Source organism: Melioribacteraceae bacterium (assembly GCA_035362835.1).
Taxonomy (GTDB): domain Bacteria; phylum Bacteroidota; class Ignavibacteria; order Ignavibacteriales; family Melioribacteraceae; genus DSXH01.
In genome coordinates this window covers 51,376-73,782 of the sequence record DAOSDY010000001.1, presented here as the reverse complement: position 1 = coordinate 73,782, position 22,407 = coordinate 51,376, and the positions used below count along the sequence as shown (strand labels likewise).

At 39.7% G+C, this 22,407-nt stretch carries 23 protein-coding genes; 21 read left to right on the top strand and 2 right to left on the bottom strand.

The genetic code is table 11. From position 1 onward, the window contains the following. Positions 1–50: 50 nt before the first annotated feature. The 8 genes from sufC to PLZ15_00345 all read left to right on the top strand — a co-directional run bounded on the left by sufC (position 51) and on the right by PLZ15_00345 (position 7,859). A complete protein-coding gene (gene sufC / locus PLZ15_00380) occupies positions 51–815 on the top strand; it encodes a Fe-S cluster assembly ATPase SufC (GenBank protein HOI28183.1) in 765 nt (254 codons plus the stop codon). A 12-nt stretch (positions 816–827) separates the two neighbouring features. Continuing rightward, positions 828–2,174, top strand: coding sequence for a Fe-S cluster assembly protein SufD (gene sufD / locus PLZ15_00375; GenBank protein HOI28182.1), 1,347 nt, complete (start codon positions 828–830; stop codon positions 2,172–2,174). A gap of 63 nt (positions 2,175–2,237) precedes the next feature. Further along, positions 2,238–3,485, top strand: coding sequence for a cysteine desulfurase (locus tag PLZ15_00370; protein ID HOI28181.1), 1,248 nt, complete (start codon positions 2,238–2,240; stop codon positions 3,483–3,485). Positions 3,486–3,560: 75 nt separating this feature from the next. Further along, a complete protein-coding gene (locus PLZ15_00365; protein ID HOI28180.1) occupies positions 3,561–3,878 on the top strand; it encodes an SUF system Fe-S cluster assembly protein in 318 nt (105 codons plus the stop codon). A gap of 74 nt (positions 3,879–3,952) precedes the next feature. Then, on the top strand, positions 3,953–4,489 hold the full coding sequence (locus tag PLZ15_00360) for a BrxA/BrxB family bacilliredoxin (GenBank protein ID HOI28179.1): 537 nt from the start codon (positions 3,953–3,955) through the stop codon (positions 4,487–4,489). A gap of 122 nt (positions 4,490–4,611) precedes the next feature. Next, positions 4,612–5,076, top strand: a complete 465-nt coding sequence (locus tag PLZ15_00355; protein HOI28178.1) for an Rrf2 family transcriptional regulator — start codon at positions 4,612–4,614, stop codon at positions 5,074–5,076. A 148-nt stretch (positions 5,077–5,224) separates the two neighbouring features. Further along, a complete protein-coding gene (locus tag PLZ15_00350) occupies positions 5,225–5,542 on the top strand; it encodes a hypothetical protein (protein ID HOI28177.1) in 318 nt (105 codons plus the stop codon). A gap of 22 nt (positions 5,543–5,564) precedes the next feature. Beyond that, a complete protein-coding gene (locus tag PLZ15_00345; GenBank protein HOI28176.1) occupies positions 5,565–7,859 on the top strand; it encodes a T9SS type A sorting domain-containing protein in 2,295 nt (764 codons plus the stop codon). A gap of 59 nt (positions 7,860–7,918) precedes the next feature. Here PLZ15_00345 and PLZ15_00340 read toward each other — a convergent pair whose 3' ends face one another. Both PLZ15_00340 and PLZ15_00335 read right to left on the bottom strand, forming a co-directional pair. Then, the gene (locus PLZ15_00340) at positions 7,919–8,965 is read right to left on the bottom strand and encodes a deoxyhypusine synthase (protein ID HOI28175.1); all 1,047 of its coding nucleotides are present in this window, start codon (positions 8,963–8,965) and stop codon (positions 7,919–7,921) included. Between the two features lie 92 nt (positions 8,966–9,057). Further along, on the bottom strand, positions 9,058–10,095 hold the full coding sequence (locus PLZ15_00335) for an NAD-dependent epimerase/dehydratase family protein (protein ID HOI28174.1): 1,038 nt from the start codon (positions 10,093–10,095) through the stop codon (positions 9,058–9,060). A gap of 172 nt (positions 10,096–10,267) precedes the next feature. On the opposite strand from PLZ15_00335, the gene rplM reads away from it, so the two are divergent. From rplM to PLZ15_00270, 13 genes are all read left to right on the top strand, one after another. Next, positions 10,268–10,693 (top strand): 50S ribosomal protein L13, encoded by a 426-nt coding sequence (rplM, locus tag PLZ15_00330; protein ID HOI28173.1) that lies wholly within the window; start codon positions 10,268–10,270, stop codon positions 10,691–10,693. A gap of 12 nt (positions 10,694–10,705) precedes the next feature. Next, positions 10,706–11,092: a 30S ribosomal protein S9 gene (gene rpsI / locus PLZ15_00325; protein HOI28172.1), complete on the top strand. Its 387-nt coding sequence runs from the start codon at positions 10,706–10,708 to the stop codon at positions 11,090–11,092. A 109-nt stretch (positions 11,093–11,201) separates the two neighbouring features. Beyond that, complete coding sequence (gene rpsB / locus PLZ15_00320; GenBank protein ID HOI28171.1) at positions 11,202–12,152, top strand: 30S ribosomal protein S2; 951 nt, start codon at positions 11,202–11,204, stop codon at positions 12,150–12,152. Between the two features lie 28 nt (positions 12,153–12,180). Then, positions 12,181–13,050: a translation elongation factor Ts gene (gene tsf / locus PLZ15_00315; protein ID HOI28170.1), complete on the top strand. Its 870-nt coding sequence runs from the start codon at positions 12,181–12,183 to the stop codon at positions 13,048–13,050. Positions 13,051–13,107: 57 nt separating this feature from the next. Then, on the top strand, positions 13,108–13,839 hold the full coding sequence (gene pyrH / locus PLZ15_00310; protein HOI28169.1) for a UMP kinase: 732 nt from the start codon (positions 13,108–13,110) through the stop codon (positions 13,837–13,839). Between the two features lie 32 nt (positions 13,840–13,871). Beyond that, complete coding sequence (gene frr, locus PLZ15_00305) at positions 13,872–14,432, top strand: ribosome recycling factor (protein HOI28168.1); 561 nt, start codon at positions 13,872–13,874, stop codon at positions 14,430–14,432. A 146-nt stretch (positions 14,433–14,578) separates the two neighbouring features. Beyond that, positions 14,579–16,834 (top strand): phosphate acetyltransferase, encoded by a 2,256-nt coding sequence (gene pta / locus PLZ15_00300; protein ID HOI28167.1) that lies wholly within the window; start codon positions 14,579–14,581, stop codon positions 16,832–16,834. Positions 16,835–17,060: 226 nt separating this feature from the next. Further along, positions 17,061–17,564, top strand: a complete 504-nt coding sequence (locus PLZ15_00295) for a L,D-transpeptidase (protein HOI28166.1) — start codon at positions 17,061–17,063, stop codon at positions 17,562–17,564. A gap of 13 nt (positions 17,565–17,577) precedes the next feature. Further along, positions 17,578–19,704 (top strand): BamA/TamA family outer membrane protein, encoded by a 2,127-nt coding sequence (locus PLZ15_00290; GenBank protein HOI28165.1) that lies wholly within the window; start codon positions 17,578–17,580, stop codon positions 19,702–19,704. Positions 19,705–19,802: 98 nt separating this feature from the next. Further along, positions 19,803–20,678 (top strand): YicC family protein, encoded by an 876-nt coding sequence (locus PLZ15_00285; protein HOI28164.1) that lies wholly within the window; start codon positions 19,803–19,805, stop codon positions 20,676–20,678. A 3-nt stretch (positions 20,679–20,681) separates the two neighbouring features. Next, on the top strand, positions 20,682–21,254 hold the full coding sequence (gene gmk, locus PLZ15_00280; GenBank protein ID HOI28163.1) for a guanylate kinase: 573 nt from the start codon (positions 20,682–20,684) through the stop codon (positions 21,252–21,254). A 4-nt stretch (positions 21,255–21,258) separates the two neighbouring features. Next, positions 21,259–21,555, top strand: coding sequence for a DNA-directed RNA polymerase subunit omega (gene rpoZ, locus PLZ15_00275; GenBank protein HOI28162.1), 297 nt, complete (start codon positions 21,259–21,261; stop codon positions 21,553–21,555). A 109-nt stretch (positions 21,556–21,664) separates the two neighbouring features. Further along, positions 21,665–22,405 (top strand): uracil-DNA glycosylase, encoded by a 741-nt coding sequence (locus tag PLZ15_00270; protein HOI28161.1) that lies wholly within the window; start codon positions 21,665–21,667, stop codon positions 22,403–22,405. The last annotated feature ends 2 nt before the right edge of the window (positions 22,406–22,407 follow it).

The window sequence follows — 22,407 nt, the reverse complement described above, 5'->3', positions numbered from 1 at the left end:
TAAATTTTGAATAAATAATGGCGTAAGCCGATTAAGATTGAGGAGAAAAAATGTTATCTATAAAAAATCTACATGCCAGCGTTGAAGGAAAAGAAATTCTAAAAGGAATTAACCTTGAGATCAAAGCTGGTGAGGTTCATGCAATTATGGGTCCCAACGGTTCCGGTAAAAGCACTCTCGCTAATGTCCTTGCCGGGAATGAAGGTTATGAAGTAACCGGAGGCGAAATTGTATTTGAAGGGAAACAACTTCTTGAATTGGACCCTGAAGACAGGGCGCGCGAAGGCGTCTTTCTTGCCTTCCAGTACCCGGTTGAAATCCCCGGTGTCAGCAACGCAACATTTTTAAAAACAGCTATTAATGAGATCAGAAAATATCATAATCAACCAGAGTTAACTCCAAAAGAGTTTCTCGAACTGATGAAAGAAAAATCCAGAATTCTAGGAATGGAAGATGCTCTTATCAACCGTTCTGTTAACGTTGGGTTCTCAGGCGGGGAAAAGAAAAGAAATGAAATCATGCAGATGCTTATGCTTAATCCGAAACTCGCACTTCTTGATGAAACGGATTCCGGACTCGATATCGATGCGCTCAAAATTGTTTCAAATGGCGTTAACCTATTCAAGTCTAAAGATAAAGCTGTACTGGTGGTGACTCACTATCAAAGACTGCTCAATTATATCCAGCCCGATTTTGTACATGTTCTCTATAACGGAAAAATTATTAAATCCGGCGGTAAAGAACTCGCTCTTGAGCTTGAAGATAAAGGATACGACTGGATCAAACCGGAATTAAAAGAAACCGTTAGTGTGTAAAGGAGATTTTTAATGAATAATAAGTCAGAATTTCAGAATACAAAAGAGTGGTACCTTTCCGGCTTCAAAAAGTTTGAAGAGAAACTTAACGGCGAATCTAAAACTTTCCTGCACGATTTAAGGAAAGATGCGCTAGATAAACTGGCCGCGTCCGATTTCCCTACAACCAGGGATGAAGAATGGAAATACACAAACATATCGCCGATTCTAAAACAGAATTTTATTCCGGCTTTCACGCTCGATCGTCAGAAAATCTCGGTTAATGAAATAAAAAAATTTCTCTTCAGCGGATTCGATTTTTATCTAATGACTTTTATTAACGGTATCTACTCTGAAGAATTGAGCGACCTTAAAAACCTGCCCGGTAAAGTAACTGTAAACAGTCTAAGCGTTCTTCTTAAAAAAGATCCCGAAATTATAAAAGGCAGAATCTCAAAATATGTTAAATCCGATAATGCCTTTAATCTGCTCAATAAAACTTATTCAACGGACGGAGCAGTTGTAATCGTTCCGGATAATATTGTAATAGAGAAACCGGTTCAGGTACTTTTCCTAAACGGCGATCCCGGTAATTCTGTCCTCTCAGTTCCTCATAATATTATTATTGCAGGAAAAAATTCACAGGTTACGGTTATCAATACTTATGCTGCCATCAATAATTCAATTTACTTTACAAATGCAATAACCGAAGTCTTTGCGGATGAATCTTCGATTGTCGATCTCTATAAAATCCAGAATGAAAATGATAACTCATACCATTACGAGAAGGTGGAAGCTTATCAGCTGAAGCGGAGCGTTTTCAATCATTATAATTTTACGTTCGGTGGCGAGATTGTTCGCAACGACATCAACTCGGTACTCGACGACGAAAATATTGAAACTCATTACTACGGACTCTACCTCGCAAACGGTAAGCGGCTTGTGGATAATCATACATTCGTAGACCATGCCAAGCCGAATTGTATGAGCAATGAGCTTTACAAGGGAATTCTTGATGATGAAGCGAGGGGTGTTTTCAACGGAAAGATAATCGTTCGTAAAGATGCTCAGAAAACGAATGCGTACCAGCAGAATAAGTCTGTGCTTTTATCCAAGAAAGCCAGAGTAAATACAAAACCGCAGCTCGAAATTTTTGCCGACGATGTAAAATGTACTCACGGAGCGACTGTAGGGCATCTCGACGACACGGCGTATTATTACATCCGTACGCGCGGTATCCCGTCCGAACTCGCCAAGTCGATTCTCATCAGGGCTTTTGCCAATGATGTGGTGGAATCTGTTAAAATTGAATCTCTGCGCGAGCAGCTGAACCATATGATATTCGAACATCTTAATAGAGTTGAAATCGAAAATAATTAAAACAGAACCGGTGGTAATTCTGCCGGTTCAATTTTCAGTTTCCCTTAATAGGGGGTTAATGTGATTAATACGGTTCCGGACGTAAAAAGAAAATTTGATGTTAATGAAGTAAGGCAGGACTTCCCGATTTTAAGCCGGCTTGTAAACGATAAACCTCTTGTCTACCTTGATAATGCGGCCACTTCCCAGAAACCCCGGCAGGTAATAGAAGCTCTTAACAGGTATTACACATTCGATAATGCGAATATTCATCGCGGACTTTATTTTTTAAGTGAGCTTGCAACCGATCAGTATGAAACAGCCCGGCTTAAAGTAAAAGAGTTTATTAATGCACTTAGTGCCTCCGAAATTATTTTTGTAAGAGGTGCTACCGAAGCTATAAACCTGGTTGCCTCTTCACTTTGCAGAGCAGGTATATTTAAGAATGGTGATGAAATCATTATCTCTCATATGGAACACCATGCCAATATTGTTCCCTGGCAGTTGTTGTGCGATAGAAAAGATATTAAACTGAAAGTGATTCCGATAAATGACAATGGTGAACTGGACCTGGATGCGTTCCAGACCTTGATCACCGGTAAAACAAAACTTGTATCTGTTGTGCAAATCTCTAATACGCTCGGTACTATAAATCCTGTAAAAAAAATAATTGAAATTGCCCATTCGAAAGGTATACCCGTTCTAATTGATGGCGCGCAATCGGTTCCTCATGTTAAAGTCGACCTTCAGGAACTCGATGCCGATTTCTTTGTCTTCTCCGGCCACAAGGTTTTTGCGCCTACTGGTATTGGTGTGTTGTACGGTAAAACTGAATACCTGGAAATGATGCCGCCCTACCAGGGAGGCGGAAGTATGATTCGTACCGTTACATTTGAAAAGACCACCTACGATGATCTCCCCGGCAAATTCGAAGCGGGTACACCGAATATCGCCGGCGCTATCGGACTCGGCGCTGCGATCGATTATATGAACCGGTTCGACAGGAATGAACTTACTCTTCACGAGGATTCCCTGCTTAAATATGCAACGGAGGAGTTGAATAAAATTGAAGGGCTCAGGATTATCGGTAACGCAAAAGAAAAAGCCTCGGTGATTTCTTTTGTGATTGAAGGAATTCATCCCTACGATATAGGAACTATTATCGATACTGATGGAATTGCGATCAGGACCGGTCATCACTGCACTCAGCCGATAATGGACCGTTACAATCTGCCGGCAACTTCAAGGGCTTCTTTCAGTTTCTATAATACGGATGAGGAAGTTGATAAGCTTGTTAAGGGATTGCTGAAAGTAAAAAAAATGTTTTCTTAAAATATTTTTAATTGGCCTCATTACTGAATTAAAGAGTAATGAATTGACAAATATTAAAATTGATTAAAAGGAACTATGATGATTGACAAAGGGAAATTAGAACAGGATATAATCGCTCAGCTTAAGACCTGTTTTGATCCAGAGATCCCAGTGGATATCTGGGAACTGGGTCTTATCTATGAAATAAGAATTGATGATGAGGCAAATATTTACGTTAAGATGACTTTAACTTCTCCTGCTTGCCCTGTTGCCGGTACTCTGCCTCCAGAGGTAAAAGAGAAGGTCAAAAAAGTTAAAGGTGTTCATGACGTTTATGTCGACCTTGTATGGGAACCTGCATGGAGTATGGATAATATGAGCGAAGAAGCAAAGCTTGAACTTGGATTCCTCTGATTTCTAAATTGAAATATTTAATTGTGCCGGATAAATGCGGCATTATCTAAAATGTATTAAGAAAGGATCTAATAATGTTCACAATAAATCAAAAACCTCCAATATACGACCCGGAAGCTGTTCAACCGATGAGGGATGAATTAGTCTATGTCGGGTTCGAAGAGATGCTGACACCTCAAACTGTTGAGGAAACCCTGTCCCAGAAAAATGATCAGACAGTTCTTGTTATGATCAATTCTGTATGCGGCTGCGCCGCGGGCAGTGCTCGTCCCGGCGTTACTCTCGCGCTTCAGAATAATATAATCCCGGATAAATTTGTAACGGTCTTCGCCGGACAGGATAGGGATGCAGTAGATCACTTTAGAGGAAAATTTCTTCCAAACTTTCCGCCTTCTTCACCTTCAATAGCCTTATTGAAAAACGGCGAAGTCCTTTTTATGATGCCCCGTCATCATATTGAAGGAAGGGGACCGGAGGAAATTGCCGATGACCTTAAAATGGTTTTCGAGAAGTATTGCTCTAAGGAGGGCCCGTCAATTCCTAAAGAAAAATACGATGAATTAATCCATGCAAAAATGTGCGGCTCTAAAATACCGATGAATAAAAATTAATTAAGTAATAAGGAATAGTCTTTTTTAAATTTCTTGATCCTGATCTTGCTCATGATCATGATCCTGTTTATGATCCTGCTCTTGCTCTTAACCAAACAGGTAAACAGAAATTAAATGATAATATGAAATTCAGTGCACAGGAAGAATACGGTTTAAGGTGCCTTCTAAGAATTGCTAAATTCTATCATGTAGGTAAGTCCTTAACCATTCCCGAGATAAGTCGGAGTGAAGGTATTTCCGAACATAATACGGGTAAGATCCTCCGGGTATTGCGCCTCGGAGGATTCTTAACCGCCGGTCGCGGACAGTTCGGCGGATACACTTTATCGAAAGCTCCGGAGGAAATTAAAGTCGATCAGGTCCTCTATGTCCTTGGCGGTAAACTATACGACGATTCATTCTGCCGGAATCATTCGGGTGCCGGAGATCTTTGTACCAATTCTATCGATTGTTCCGTACGGTCGCTCTGGAAAATAATCCAGGACTCCGTTAATTCTGTAGTTAAAGACCTTACTCTAAAAGATCTTCTCGGCTCCGAAAGTGAGCTCTTTGAACTGGTATCCGGCGACTCTGTAAAACACAATTAACGTTCTGTTAATTCTTTTTGTTTGAACATCACGGAAACAATAAGACAGTTCTTTTTAATCCGTGTCACATATTTGATTTGACCATTTAAGTTCTCTTTTTTTTAGAAACGGAAATTATTATTTTGAAACCGGACTAAAAGGAAATGAAATGAAAAAGAAAATTCTTCTCTCTTTAATTACACTCACTTTATTTTCTATCGGTCTTTCTGCATGCTGCAACTGCGGTGAGAATGATAAGATTACTTTGAAAGGGGAAATTGTGATTGTCGGGAATGAACCTTTTACACAATTGGCTTTAAAGCTCGACAACTCCAAAATATATCTTCTCGAATGCGATGATATCCTCCGGAAGGAGCTGTGGAATAAACAGGGAAGCAGATATGCAATAGAGTTTACAGAAAGCAGAGTAGACCAGCTCGGTATACCCGTTCTTATGGTTGAATCTGCACTCCCAATTAACAAATAATTAAAATATTAAAGAGTATAATATGAAGCTGAAATATAAAATCCTGTTTCTTCTTGTTGTGTCGTTTTTTTATACTACCTCGTTTGCTCAGTCTTCTGCAGCAGTAATTACTCAGGAGACAATTAATTCACAGGAAGGTTATCCGGTTGACCCCCGCCCGCTGCTCGAAAAGCTTAGTAAAGCTGCTGGAATTGACTTAAATAATATAGAACCGGTTCCTCCGCGGCTGGGGAAAGTGGCATGGAATTTTAATGTAGGTTCAAAAGGACCTTATTCCGATGGCTGGTGGGCTCATGATTTATCAGGAACAATAATAAGTTTTTATCAAACTCCGGCTACATGTCGTGCTGTTGGTGATAATTGCTACATTTTTGTTGAAGACGCACAGTGGAATAACGGAAGAGTCGATCAGGCTGCAGTCAATAAAATATTAGAAGCTTTTGATTCAAAAAATGCTCTTCCTAATTCGACTAAGGGGATTTATGACACGAATGTTGAATTTTTTGGTAATCCACCCAACGTAGACCTCGATCAGCGAATAATAATTCTGATACTGGATGTTATTGATGGTTATACTGAAGGAGGAGCTTATACAGCAGGATATTTTTACAGCTATAATCAGGGTAATGCATCCAATAGTAATAAAGCAGAAGTTTTTTATCTCGATGCAAACCCATTAAATCTCAAGACAGCCACTGGCAATAGTAGCCTCGAAACGGGGTTGTCAATAACTGCCCACGAATTTCAGCATATGATTCATTGGGAATCGTTCCGGGGAACTGGGACTACTTCTCAAACTTTTATAAATGAGTCTATGTCGGAGCTAGCATCATTTATCAATGGTTATCAACTTAGATCTACCGACCGTTTTGCAGTTGAACCAAATCAGTTTCTATTTGAGTGGAGAGATGGCAACGATGTACTTATTGATTATTCTAGAGCTGCGCGGTTTTCATTATACCTAAAAGAACAATTCGGTGATGAATTTTTTAGAAAGTATCATCAGAATAAGATTACGGATATTAACGGGATTAATACAGCACTAATGACTATGTCTCCAAGTTCTTCAAGAAGATTTGCTGATATTATTGAAGATTGGTTTGTTGCAAATTATCTTCACAATGTTTCTTATAATAGTAAGTTCGGATATACACTTGCGAATCAACAAAAATCATCTTCATTATTAATAGTAAATCCCAACGTATCACTTACAACAGATAATGTCTATAAATATGGCGCACGATATTTGACTTATAAAGGTGGGTCAAATTTGAATATTACCTTTAATAACTTTGGAAATAGTGGTATTAAAGTAAGAGCTATGAAAATCGGTACTGGAACCACTGAAGTTGTAAACGTTCCGCTAAACACCACATTTTCAGTCCCTGATTTCGGGACAACCTTCAATGAAGTCACATTTGTAATTTATTACAATAATGTTAGCTTGGGTGCTTTAGATAACGATAAGGGACCTCATAATTTTTCTTATACATCTTCGGGTACGGTTACAAACTCAACGACTGAATTAGCATATGATACACCTTATAATGATTCGTATACCATTGGTATAGAAGCTAATTCTAAACAAGGGGTCGTTTTTGAAGGAGTAAGTAGTAGCAGATTAAATAAGATTAAAGTTTATCTCAATAGTAATAATAATTCGTTACCCGGAGAAGTTTGGAGTTATACTGGAAGTTCTGCCGCACCACTTGGTTCCAAATTATCAACTTCAATCACTGCTACCAATCCGAATACTACCGGCAGTTGGATAGAAATTGACGTAGCGAACCAGAACATTAGTACTGTTAATCGTTTCTTAATTGTTTTTCAGATTGCTGCAAATGCTTCAAATGGTGGAACTATGGTTTTGCTTGCAAAAAAACCTGGTACTACGTTCGGAAATAGTATTTTCTACAGACCAAGTACAGGAACATGGATTTATTTCACTGATGGTGCCGGCAATATATGGCTAAATAGAATTAGAGCAATAGTCGAAATTCCAACTGGAATTGGTACTGAAGAAGTTGAACTTTTGCCCGTTGCTTACTCTCTTGAGCAGAACTATCCTAATCCTTTCAATCCTGAAACAGTAATCAGTTTCAGTCTGCCCAAGTCTGGCAATGTTCAGATTAAGGTTTATGATGTTCTCGGTAAGGAGATCAAAACTCTAATGAGTGAGGATCGTACAGCAGGAAATCATAAAATCTACTGGAATGCAACTGACGATCACGGCAGAAGAGTATCGAGCGGTGTCTACTTCTATACAATCTCTTCGGGTGATTTTATCCAGACAAAGAAAATGGTTTTAATGAAGTAAAAAAAATCCCCCTCCTTTTCAGGGAGGGGGATTCTATTCATAATTAATAATAATTCGGATTACTTTACTCCTACACTTTCCTTCGAAAATAATTTCTGAAATTCTCTCTTCTTTCTGTTTTTCCAGACACCTTTATGATATGCATATCCTGCAATCAGAGGCATAGCAAGCGTTGCTTCCGAATAGACCATCTGCTCAAATGTTGTTTCAACTTTACCCCATGAACTGGCTTCTTTCAATGTTGAACTTGAAAGGGCTCCGTCCCGGACGTCTGCAACAGTAATCTGAATAGCATATTTGTGCATCGGTGCTTCTTCCTGCAGAATATCTGCGGCTACTACTATATCCTGTGTAAAGTTCTTTGGTACTCCGCCGCCGATCATGAAGATACCTGTCTCTTTTGTCTTCAGCTTTATCTGTGTCAGTTCGTAAAAATCTTTTCCTGAATCGAACGAAACGTGTTTATCTGGATTGTTGTGCTGATGCATTACAATTCCGAATCCTGCGGAACAGTCCGAAAATGCCGGCACAAAGATCGGTACATTGTTCTTATATGCGGCCCAGATTACTGAGTCTTCCACTTTCGGTCCGCCGTTATCTTCCAGGTATTTACCGAAATGCCAAAGGAGTTCGCGGGAGGAATAAGGACGGGGCTCAAGCGAATCGAATATCTTTGCTGTTGTATCGTCGCAAATCCTTAATTCATCCTCATCAATAAAGGTATCGTAAATACGGTCTATGTGAAGATCCCGCATCAGATTATCATCGACGAATGGGGAGCCGATGTAATGTTTAAAACCGAGTGCCTCAAAGAAATCCTGATCAACCATAATAGCGCCTGTGGAGACAATTGCGTCAACCATATTGTTGTTTACAAGATCGAATACTACTCTCTTTAATCCGGCACTGAATAAACTCCCGGCGAGAGTTAATATTACCGAACAATTATCGTCCTTCAGCATCGTCTCGTAAATCCGTGCCGCACGGTTTAAATCTCTCGCAGTGAACGCCATGTTTTCCATGGAATCTACAAGCTTAATTACATTATGCTCCTTAATGTCTATATGTTGAATAATCTCTTTTAAGAAATCCTTTTTTGTTGCCATCTTTATTCCTTTATTGTTTTTATTAATCAGGTGCAAATATAAATAAAAAAGTGGGCAGAATATAGAATCTGTCCTTTAACTTTTATTGTGCGCTAAAAAAACCATTTTGCCATCTTTAAGATCCCCTGCCTCCACGGAACACGGTGGCTAATGCCCGACTTATCTCTAAACGATTCCATATTCTCGAGGTACCACTTATAATTTCTTATCAACGCATCTTTGTTGGAGTACTTGGGAGAAAATCCTAATACCTTCTCGGCTTTTTCTATTGAAACGAATGAGTCCTTAGATGCAGTTTCATAGACCCATTTATAGAGTGGTGATAATTTCAATGCCTCAAGAATCTTTAAAGTAAGTATAACCGGTTTTTCCGGAAGCCCGATTATTCTCTTACCGTGCCCGGCATAGTCCAGCACGGACTGGTAATCTTCCCTCATTGTTGTAAATTCCTTTGCGCCGATATTGAAAGTACTGTTAACAATTTTTTCCGGCAATATTAATGTTTGTTCAATCGCGTCGCAGAGATCTTCCACGTCGAGTAATTGATAATGGTTTTTTCCGTTTCCGATCATAGGGAAATTTTTCCCGTCGTGTGCCCAGTCATACAAAAGCGCAAATACGCCTAGCCGTTCCGGACCTATAAATGATTTCGGTCGTAAGATCGGAATACACATTCCTTTAGACCTGAATTCCAGGCAGATCTTTTCTGCTTCAATTTTTGCTTCACCGTATGGGCCGACTCCCTTTAGTTTATCCGTCTCAAAAATCGGGTGATGGTCTGGTATTCCGTAAACAGCTGTTGAAGAGATGTGAATGAATCTTTTAATCGAGTTTTCGTAGGCTTGATGAAGAAGCAGTCGCGTTCCTTCAATGTCGATTGAGCGGATCTGATCGGCGGGGTAGAGCGGAAGAGCAGCCGCTGTATGAATGACGTAATCAACGCCCTTCATCAACTGTCCGACCAGACTCGAATTCCTTATGTCCCCTTTGATAACACGGATTTTATCTTTAACATCCTTATAATCAAAGTTGGCAATATCCAGTGAAATGAGTTCGTAACCTTTCTTCAGCAGGTGCCGTATCAGGTTAATTCCTAAAAATCCTGCCCCCCCTGTAACTAAAATCTTCATTTTTATCGCTTTTTTAGGTTTTTATACGGTATATTTACGGAGCCTTAAAAAAAATCTTCCGTAAGTTATTAAAAAATCAACACTTTCTTGACATTCTTGCCGTATAAAAATATATTTGAAACCTTTGAAAAATAGAATTTCGCATTTGGAGGATGTTTTGAAGCAAGAAAGAATTACTAAATCAATTAAAACCGAAGATGCTAATCATAAATGGTATCTTGTTGATGCAAAAGATCAGGTTTTAGGAAGATTGGCTACTAAAGTAGCAAGAATCATCAGGGGAAAAGACAAAGCAATTTTTACACCTCATACAGATACGGGCGACTTTGTTGTTATTATTAATGCTGAAAAAATCCGCATGACCGGAAAAAGAGAAACATTGAAAAATTATATTTCACACTCAATGTATCCAGGCGGTCTTAAGGTAAAGAGTTTTGCGGAAGTTATGGCAAAGAAGCCGGAGTTTGTTGTTGAAAATGCTGTAAAAGGTATGCTTCCCAAAACCCGTCTCGGTAAAAAATTAATCAAGAAATTAAAAGTATATTCAGGCGAATCCCATCCTCATACTGCTCAGAAACCTGAAGTATTAAGTTTATAACGGAGTGATTTAATGGCAGATAAAATTTTTGTCGGTAGAAGAAAAAATGCAGTTGCCAGAGTCTATTTAAGAAACGGTTCTGGAAAAATTTCTGTTAACGATAAAGAAGTTGAAAAATATTTCCCTTTGAAAGAGCACAGAGATAATCTCCTGCTTCCGTTCATTGCAACAGAAACACTCGGCAAATACGATGTTTATGCAAATACTAACGGAGGCGGTATTTCAGGCCAGTCCGATGCCGTCCGTCTTGGTATCTCGAGAGCCCTTGAAGAGATCAATCCCGAATTCCGTTCTTCACTGAAATCGGAAGGACTTCTGAAAAGAGATCCAAGAATGGTTGAAAGAAAGAAATACGGCCAGAAGAAAGCTAGAAAGAGATTCCAGTTCTCTAAGAGATAATTTTACAATAGTATATTTATTAACCATACTCTCGGATTTGTCACCGTGCCCCGCATTGAAAAGGGGTGAAAGACAAAGTTGATGAGGGTAGAAGACAAACGGAGAAAACATGTCTAGAGTAGAACTCACAGAACTCATTGAATCAGGTGCACACTTCGGACACCTGACCCGCAGATGGAACCCGAAAATGAAACCTTACATCTTCATGGAGAAGAACGGGATCCATATAATTGATCTTAAGAAAACCCAGCAGTCAATCGACGCTGCCGCCCAGGCGATGACAGAAATTGTATCGACCGGAAAGCGCGTCCTCTTTGTTGGAACTAAAAAACAGGCAAAAGGAACAATTGCAAACGAAGCAAGAAGGTCCGACAGCAACTGGGTTAGCGAACGTTGGCTCGGCGGAATGCTTACAAACTTTTCAACTATCCGTAAGAGTATTAAGAGACTTCAGAATATCGAAAAGATGGAAAGCGACGGAACATTCGAAAAAATAACAAAGAAAGAACGTCTCTTCTTAACACGCGAAAAGGATAAACTCAGAAAAGTTCTCGACGGCGTTGAAACAATGAATAAATTGCCAGGCGCTCTCTTTGTTGTAGATATTAAAAAAGAATCGATCTCTATCAAAGAAGCATTGCGCTTGAATATCCCGATATTTGCCATCGTTGACACCAACTGCGATCCTGATCCGATCGATTTCCTTATTCCGGCTAACGATGACGCTTCAAGAGCTGTTGAAGTTATTACAAAAATAATTGCCGACGCAGTTATTGAAGGAAATGCTAAATCAAAAGAATTGAGAGCTCAGGAAGCTGCTGATAAAGAGAGAGAAAAGAAAACCGCCGAAGAAGAAACTCCTGATCACGATAAAAAGGATTCTAAAGGAAAGATTAGAAGAGTCCGCCTGGAGAATAGGGACGATAGAAAAGCAAGACCCCGTCAGGATAGAAGAGAGAGAAACGAACCAAGACAGGAAAAACATTCTGAAGCTAAACCTGAAGCGGGTGCCCCTGAAAAAACTGAATCCAAACCTGAAGCTGCTCAGGAAAACAAATAAGATTTTTGAAAAATAGGAAGAATAAATTATGTCAGTAAGTGCTAATCAAGTTAAAGACTTAAGAGAAAAAACCGGCGCCGGAATGATGGATTGTAAAAAGGCCCTTGAGGAATCGGGCGGGGACTTTGATAAAGCTATCGATATCCTCCGCAAAAAAGGCGCGGCTGTAGCTGCTAAAAGAGCAGAAAGAAGTGCCAATGAAGGTGTCGTGCTTACAAAATTATTCGATAACGGTAAAAGCGGCGCGATTCTGGAAGTTAATTGCGAAACTGATTTCGTTGCAAGAAGCGAAGACTTTATCAGCTTTGCTAATTTCGTCCTTGAGATTCTCGTTTCACAGAAACCGGCCGACGTTGCCTCGTTGATGGAATTATCGGCGGATGGTAAAAAAGTTTCTGAAGAACTCAACGCGATTATCGGAAAAATCGGCGAGAAGATTGAAGTATCCCGATTTGCAATCGAGAATACCCAGAGCGGTGAGATTGTCGATTACGTTCATCACGGTTCCAAACTCGGCGTTATTGTTAAAGTCGATAGTATCCCGGCTGATAAATCAGCTGAATTGCATCCGGTTATTAAAGACATAGCCATGCAAATCGCTGCTATGAGGCCATTGACGATTTACCGCGATGAAGTGGACAAAACCGTTGTTGAAAAGGAAGTTGAAATCTATAAGGAACTTGCACGCAAAGAGGGAAAACCGGAACCTGTCCTCGAAAAAATTGCTACGGGTAAACTGAATAAATTCTTCGAGGAAAACTGCCTTTTCGAACAGGCTTTTATTAAAGATAATACAAAGAAGGTTGGTGATCTTATCGCTGAATTCAATAAAAAGAATTCGGCGGAATCGAAGCTGGTTCTGTTCCGAAGATTTCACATCAGTGATGAAAATAAATGATTACCGTAAAGGTCTTATTTCGCAATAAGGCCTTTTTTTTTATATTGGAAACCAATTATGGCAAAGAACCTTAAATACAAAAGAATCCTGCTGAAACTGAGCGGCGAATCCCTTATGGGAAAACAATCCTTCGGTATCGATCCGGATATCCTAGAATACTTTGCAAAGGAAATAAAGAAAGTACACGAGCTTGGTGTTCAGACCGGAATTGTTATTGGCGGAGGAAACATCTACCGCGGATTGAATGCGCAGGCACAGGGAATCGATAGAGTTACGGGCGATCAGATGGGAATGCTCGCTACAATTATCAATTCACTTGCGCTTCAGAATACACTCGAGAATCACGGCGTCTTTACCCGGCTTATGTCCGCTATCAAAATGGAGGAAATAGCCGAACCTTATATAAGGCGGCGTGCTATTCGGCACCTCGAAAAGAAAAGAGTTGTAATCCTCGGAGCTGGAACCGGGCACCCCTATTTCAGCACAGATACTGCTGCATCCTTAAGAGCTGTTGAAATTGAAGCCGATGCTATATTTAAAGGCACGCGAGTCGACGGAATTTTCGATTCCGATCCTGAAAAAAATCCGAATGCTAGCCGTTACGATGAGATTAATTATATGGATGTGTTGAAGAAAAACCTCCGCGTAATGGACCTTACTGCCATTAGTCTTTGCCAGGAGAATAATTTGCCGATAATAGTTTTTAACATGGATCAGCCGGATAATCTTCTTAAACTTGTAACCGGCGAGAGTATCGGAACTGCTGTCGGAAACTTTGCTCACAAATAGGAAGTTAATAGTAACAAAATTTTGAGGCGGTTATGATTAACAATCAAATTATTAAAGATGCCAGACAGAGAATGGATAAAACCATCGAAGCATTCAGAATGGAGATATCAAAAATCCGGACCGGTAAAGCGACCACTGCGCTGCTCGACGGTGTTAAAGTTGATTACTATGGAACTATGAGTCCGCTGAACCAGGTCGGAAGCGTTTCTGTCCTTGATGTTCATACAATTTCAGTTACTCCATGGGATAAAAGTATGGTCCCGTTGATTGAAAAGGCAATACTTTCGTCGGATCTCGGACTTAACCCGATAAGTGACGGAACGAATCTTAAAATTCCGATTCCGGCATTGACTGAAGAACGCCGTAAAGAACTTGTTAAGGTGGTTAAAAAATTCGGTGAGGAATCTAAGATTGCCCTTCGCAACGTCCGGCGCGACGCTAACGATCATCTGAAAAAATTGGAAAAAGAAAAGAAACTTACTGAAGATGAATTGAAAGAAGCCGAAAAAGAAACTCAGAAACTTACTGATGAACACATCACAAAAATTGATGATATGATCAAACATAAAGAGAAGGAAATTTTGGAAGTCTGATAAACCCCTTCTAAAAAATGATGTTATTTAAGGCCCCGTTGAAATCGGGGCTTTTTTGTTTTATTTAATCTGCCTATCTTACAATCGTTAAATAGCTTAATTATCATATCAATTAATAACATTAGACAATTCAAAGAGGAAAAAACATGGCATTTAATCGTGACGAAGCTTTGAAGTATCATAGCGAAGGTAGAAAAGGTAAAATTGAAGTAATCCCTACCAAACCATGCTATACCGCACGTGAATTATCATTGGCCTACACTCCCGGTGTTGCCGAACCGTGTAGAGAAATCGAAAAGAACGACGACGACGTTTATAAGTATACTGCCAAGGGAAATCTCGTAGCAGTTGTCTCAAACGGTACAGCCGTTCTTGGGCTCGGAGATATCGGCCCGCATGCCGGTAAACCCGTTATGGAAGGAAAAGGAGTTCTGTTTAAGAGATTTGCCGATATAGATGTTTTTGATATTGAATTGAAAACACATGATCCTAAAGAAGTTATCCGCGCCGTTCAGCTCCTCGAACCTACATTCGGCGGAATTAACCTGGAGGATATTAAAGCGCCCGAATGTTTTGAAATTGAGGAAGAACTTATTGAAACAATGAATATCCCTGTCTTCCACGATGATCAGCATGGAACAGCAATCATTTCCTGTGCTGCTTTGATTAATGCCGCCGAAGTGGCGGGTAAAAAACTCGATAAGATGAGACTTGTTATTTCAGGTGCCGGTGCATCAGCAGTCGCATGCTGTAAAATGTATATCGCTGCGGGTGTAAAGGTTGAAAATATTGCAATGTTCGATACTAAAGGTCACATAAACAAAAAACGCACTGACCTTAACAAATATAAAGCAATGTTCGCTCAGGATGTTGTCTATAAAGATCTTCTGGATGCTATGACAGGTGCCGATGTATTTGTCGGATTATCAAAAGGTAATGTTGTTTCCAAAGATATGGTTAAGGCAATGGCTAAAAATCCGATTGTGTTTGCTATGGCAAATCCCGATCCTGAAATTTCGTACGAAGACGGCGTAGCCGCACGCAAAGATATTATAATGGCAACCGGAAGAAGCGATTACCCCAATCAGGTTAATAACGTTCTCGGATTCCCGTTTATATTCCGCGGCGCTCTCGATGTAAGAGCACAGAAAATTAATGAAGAAATGAAAATGGCCGCTACAAAAGCTCTTGCTGAACTTGCCAAGGAAAAAGTACCCGAAGTGGTTATCAATGCTTACGGCGGTAAGGAATTCTCATTCGGTCCGGAATATATAATACCGAAACCGTTTGATCCGAGAGTTCTCTGGTATGTTGCACCGGCAGTCGCTAAAGCCGCAATGGATACCGGTGTGGCTAAAAATCCGATACAGGATTGGAATAAATACAAAGAACAGTTACAGGAACGGCTCGGCTTCTCTTCCGAAATAGTTCGTGTTATGGTTCATAAAGCGCAGAAGAGTCCGCGCAGAATCGTTTATCCAGAAGGAATGGAAGAAAAAATTATCCGCGCAGCAAATTCTGTTTTTGAAGAAAATATCGGTCAGCCGATACTTATCGGCAATGATAGTATAATTAAAGAAAAAATTACTGAGCTCGGTTACGATACTAAAAATTTCGAGATAAGAGACCCTGAGCACTGCCCGAAAATAGACAAATACGCAGAGGAGTTTTATAAGATTCGCCAGAGGAAAGGAATTACTCTTAGAGATGCCAAATCATTGATGAAAGAACCAAACTATTATGCCGCTATGATGGTTCAGCTCGGCGATGCCGATGCTCTGATAGGCGGACTAACTTATCATTATCCTCAAACTATCAGACCTGCTCTTCAGTGTATCGGTGCTAAAGAAGGATTGAGCACAGTTTCCGGTATGTATGTTGTCATTGTTAAAAACCGTGTCTTCTTCTTTGCGGATACGACTGTTAATATCGATCCAACTGCCGAACAGCTTGCCGAAATCGCAATCAGCACGGCTGAAGCTGTAAAAGCATTCGACATTAAACCGAAAATTGCAATGCTCTCTTTCAGCAACTTTGGAAGTGCTGCTCATCCGCAGTCGGAAAAGGTTTCTAAAGCAGTTAAGATTGTTAAAGAGAAACGCCCCGACCTTATGATAGACGGTGAAATGCAGGCCGATACTGCTGTTGTTCCGGAACGTCTCGAATCCGAATTCCCGTTCTCAAGTCTGAAGGGCGGAGCAAATGTGTTGATATTCCCCAATCTTGACGCCGGAAATATCGCATATAAACTCTTTCAGCGTCTGACTGACGCTACTGTTATAGGCCCGATCCTCACCGGTATGAAAAAACCTGTTCATGTTATTCAACGCGGTGATACCGTCGGCGATATTTTCAATATGACTGCAATCGCTGTTGTTGAAGCCGATGTAAATAAAAAATAATGAACAATAAACAATAATTTCAAAAATTATTAAAAGCGCCTTATCAGGCGCTTTTTTATATTAATTAGCAATAATTTTACGTTTAGTAAAAAAACTATTCTAAGTGCTTAAGAATATTCTATATATCATTGCCAGTATTCTGATCTTTTTTGCCGGCCTCATTCTATATGGACTTATTCTCAATTCAAGTGAAATACCACTTGATCAAGCGCTTAGAGAAAAGAATGTGACTCGAATTGAAAATCTTAAAATTGTTGTTGACCGAAGCAGCTATCTGGTCCAGATCTATTCGGGTAATGTTTTTATAAAATCTTACAAAGCAGTATTCGGTAAGAATCTGAATAAAATAAAAACTTCTGGAGATGATCTCGTTACACCGATCGGGGATTATAAAGTCTGCTCAATCGATACGATGCATAAATATCATAAGTTCTTTCAGCTAAGTTATCCGAATGAGAATGATGCGGCCGAAGCATTAAAAAGAGGATACATAAATCAGGATGAGTTTGAAGTGATTCTTATTTCATCAAAGAAAAATGAATGTCCCCCGCCCGAAACCAGGCTTGGTTCCAATATCGGGATTCACGGGATAGGGGAATTTGATCTGATTTTCAGGAACCTTCCTTTTGTATTCAATTGGACTAACGGCTCGGTTGCCATTAGTAATAGAAATATTGATGAACTTGCTTCAATTGTAAAAATTGGTACTCAGGTTAAAATAACATATTGAAAATGGAAAATTGTTGAGAATCAAATCGACCTACATACTGATTTTTCTGGTTTCCCTTAATCTGTTTGCTCAATCAAACGGCCGGAAAGAATTGATATCAATTGAATTTGTCGGGAATAATTCTATACCTTATTCCGAACTTAGCTCAGTCATTTTATCAAAGGAAACTCCATCCGGATTTTCGCAATTTCTCCACAGTTTTTCAAGTTTCGGCGGGTCTTCTGTTTATTTCGACTCTCTGCTAATTCCGCTCGATCTTCAGGCCCTTAAGACTCTCTATCTATCCAGAGGATATTTCAAAATTAAGATCGGTCATAAAATTGAAACAAGTGAAGACGGAGTATCATTAACTTATCTAATTGATGAATCGGTGCCGGCTAAATTCCGTTCATTTAATGTCTCGGGTCTTAAAGATAAAATACCCGGAGAATTTCTCGATTTGATTCTGGATAACATTAAAGTTGATACTACGATTATCTATAGTGATGATCTCCTCGAGCAGAGAAAAAACTTTACAATCTCCTACCTCCGGGATAACGGATTTATGCTCGCTTCATTCGAACAGCCGACTGTAATTATAGACACGATGATCAACAGGGTTGATGTTGAAATCAAGTATAATCCGGGAAGAAGATATATAATAAGTGATATTTATACGGCCAGAACCGGCCCTGGAATGGATTTCGTCGAAGATCAACTTCTCAAGGATATTGTCGGAATTTCTCCGGGAAACTATTACAGTCACTACGACATTCAGCGCGGCCAGGTCAGGCTCTACAGAACAGAGCTTTTCAACTCTGCTATAATCAATGCTGTTATTGCCGATACATCTGCTAACAGGGTACCTTTGAATATTAGTGCGGACGTTGGCATGCTTCACGAGCTATCCCCCGAAATAATTATTAACAACGAGGATAATACGTTTAACCTCGGTATGGGTTTAAGCTTTACTAAGAAAAATCTCTTCGGCGATGCCCGCAAACTTACTCTGAGTACTTCCGCCGCGGCGCAGAATATCTCCGAGTTTCTTAAGCAGCCGTCATTTAACGATTCTACTGTATTCGGATATACCGATACACGGCTTATTATTGAACAGCCGTTCCTTTTCGGCCGCCCGATAAATACTAAGTTCGAATCCTATTTTACTTTGCAGAAAAGAAAGAATGAATACAACTCTACTTTATACGGAGCCAAGCTAAGCTTCGATATCGAAATGCCGCAGTTTACTTATCTTAATTCACTTTCGACCTATTTCAATATTGAAAGAGCTGAGTACACATATAAAAGGGATTATCTTATCGACCTCCTGAGTATCTATTTCCAACGGACAGAAGAAATTGCCGGGGACAAAGAACTTGCCGATTCTCTTGCAACAGATTTTGTGGATGCAGATCTGGGAGGACAGCTTATTTCAAAAAGCACCAACGCATTGCTCGGAATTGTTATGGGTGCAAACAAAACCGATGATGTTTTTTTTCCGACTTCCGGTTATTCTCTTTCCTTGCTGATAGAAGAAGCCAATTCTATCCCTTATCTTTTCAGCAATATTTTCGGTTCGGATTTCGAAAGACCGCTCTATTTCAAATTACTTGCTTCGGCTTCTGTTTTTCTTCCTTTCTATTCTTCGAATACAAATTCATTCGGTCTCAAATTCAAAGCCGGACAGATTTTTAATTATAAAGGTGATAAGGCGGATATATCTCTTAACCAGCGTTTTTATGCAGGTGGAAGCAACTCGGTCAGAGGCTGGAGTACACGACAACTTGTGCCTCTCGAACCTCTGCTGAATCTTGAAAATCCGTCGCAGGAGGACCTCGAAGCCGTACTTTCTAAAGGTGCCGCAACCGGCGGTTTTTTTATCTTCGAAGGTTCAATCGAAACACGTAACCGGCTTTTCGGAAAATTCGGCACCGCATTGTTTATCGATTACGGTAATACCTGGAATGACTATAGAGAATTCCGTCCCGATCAGATCGCTGTTGCTGGCGGTTTCGGTATCAGGTATTACTCCGACTTTGCTCCGATCCGGCTCGATTTCGGAATTAAATTGTACGATCCTGCAGATAAGCGAAGTATTTCCTCTAAACAGTTCTGGAAGGATCTTGTCCAGTTTCATATTGGAATAGGCGAAGCATTCTGATTTTATAATCAATTTTTAAAGCTTTTAATTTAATTTTCCCTCTTTGTTTAGGTGCCTCTTTTTAAGTAAATTTGCAGTCACTTTTTTACGGAGCCTTAATGATTTCAAGTATGACCGGTTATGGTAAAGGTTATGTCGAAGAAAACGACCTTTCCGCTGAGGCCGAGATTAAAAGCCTTAATAACCGTTATCTGGATCTTTCGCTCAGGCTTCCCAAATTTCTTGCTGCTAAGGAATTTGAGATAAGAGAAAAGGTTAAAACACGTATTAAAAGGGGTAAAATCTATCTAGCGGTTACTGTCCGGAGAGGTGAGTTTGAGGAAAAGTTTAATGAGGTCGACCCGGCTTCCGTTAAACTTGCTATGAAAGTTCTTAAGGATATAAGGAAAGCTTCAGGACTGAAAAATAAAATCTCGTTCAGCGACCTGATGGTCTTTCAGAATCTCTTCTTTAAAGAAGACGAAGAACAGGCCGGCGCCGAAATGCCGCTTGTTGAAAAAGCTATTGATATCGCTATCGATGATATGAACAGGATGAGAGAAGCTGAAGGCAGAGAGCTCGAAAAAGATGTCCGCAAAAGAATTAAACATATTGAAGAAGTAGTTACAAAAATTGAGAGGATTAAACAGGAGAGTCTCGAAAATTATTTTGCGAGATTTAAAGAGAAAGCTAATCAGCTTGTTTCGGATCTGATCGATAATGAACAACGCCTCATTACCGAGCTTGCTATCCTTTCAGAACGTTACGATGTTACTGAGGAATGTGTTAGACTCAGAAGTCATCTTAAGATGTTTATCGATACTCTTGATAAATCCGACGATGCCGGTAGAAGACTTAATTTTATTCTTCAGGAAATGAACCGGGAAGCAAATACAATAAATAGTAAAGCTCTTGCTTCGGATATCTCCCATTCGGGCATCTATATTAAGGAAGAAATTGAAAAAATAAGAGAACAAATTCAGAATATTGAGTAGATAGTGGCCAGAAAAGCTAAATTGTTCGTATTTTCCGCCCCGAGCGGTTCAGGTAAAACGACTATCGTCAGAAATATTATGAAATTATTCCCTGAGTTTGTCTTCTCTGTCTCTGCTACTACGAGAAAAAGAAGAAATGTTGAAAAAGACGGTGTCGATTATTATTTCATAAGTGAAGATGAATTTAAAAAGAAAATTGAAAACGATGATTTTGCCGAATGGGAAAAATTTTACGATTACTATTATGGAACACTTAAAAAACCGGTTGATGAGAATATTTCTAATGGTTTATCCACTGTCTTTGAAGTAGATGTAAAAGGTGCGCTTAAAATAAAAAAAGTATATCCGTTCGCAACATTGATCTTTATTGCTCCGCCTAGTATTGAGGAATTGAAAGAACGGCTTATTAAACGGAATACGGAATCGGATGAGGATCTTAAGAAAAGACTGGAAAGAGCTGAAATGGAGATCGGTTTTCAAAATCAGTTCGATTATGTAGTGACTAATATCAATCTTGAACAGGCAAAAAAAGAAGTAAAAGAAATTATAGAAAAAGAATTATCAAAGGAGGAATAGTAAAATGATAAAACCGATGAGTCTTACCAAGATAAAGGAAAGAATCCCGAATCTTTACGAAGCCGTTATTGTTTCGGCTAAAAGAGCGCGTAAATTGAACGACGATACTAAACTCGAGTTCAATACACTGTTAAGTACCGTCTCTTCCGGTCACGACGATGAGTTCGAGGATAGAGAAAATCCCGAACAGCTTAAACTCTCTCTTGAATTCGAAAAAAGGGAAAAACCACATATCAAATCCATTAATGAACTGGTTAATGATGGAATCGAATTCAGGTATAAAACGGATAAAGACAAATAAAATTAATCCGGTTAAAAAATCAGCGGAGAAAAACATTCTCCGCTTTTGTTTTTAAATAACCTCATTTTTCTTAAATTCGAACGCCGGTTAAACTATTCCTGGTACTTATTTGAACAAGGATTTTCAAAAATTACTCGTTGAAGCACTGAAAGATCAGCAGGATATTTTCGGTGATGATCTCTTCTCGGATTCCCTTAATACAGGTCTTGTGGCTGTTGATAACACTGTTAAAGTAACCGGCAGGATTGAAATGGAATTAAACGATAATCTCTTTACGGAGGATTTTCAGAATTCTGAATCCATCGATCAGCTCTATTCGACGATTCACGATTGTCAGAAATGCACTCTCGGTAAAACAAGAAATAAATTTGTATTCGGTGTCGGGAACCCGAATGCACATGCAATGCTTATAGGCGAAGCTCCGGGTGCCGAAGAGGACGCTCAGGGCGAACCGTTCGTCGGTCGTGCCGGGAAATTACTGAATGACATTCTTAAAGCGGTAAACCTGAAAAGAGAGGAAGTTTATATAGCTAATATCCTCAAATGCAGACCCCCGGGAAACAGGGACCCGCAGCCTCTGGAAATGGAAACTTGTATTCCTTATCTTCACAAGCAGATAGAACTGATTAAACCGAAAATTATTCTCTGCCTTGGACGCGTCGCTGCTAACGGATTGCTGAATAAAAAACTCTCTCTCGGCGATCTGCGTAACTCGGTTTACGATTTTAACGGTGTTAAGGTAATGGCAACTTATCACCCGGCTGCTCTCTTGAGAAATCCGAACTGGAAAAGGGGATGCTGGGAGGATGTACAGAAATTCAAAAAACTTTACGATGAACTATTGAAATAATA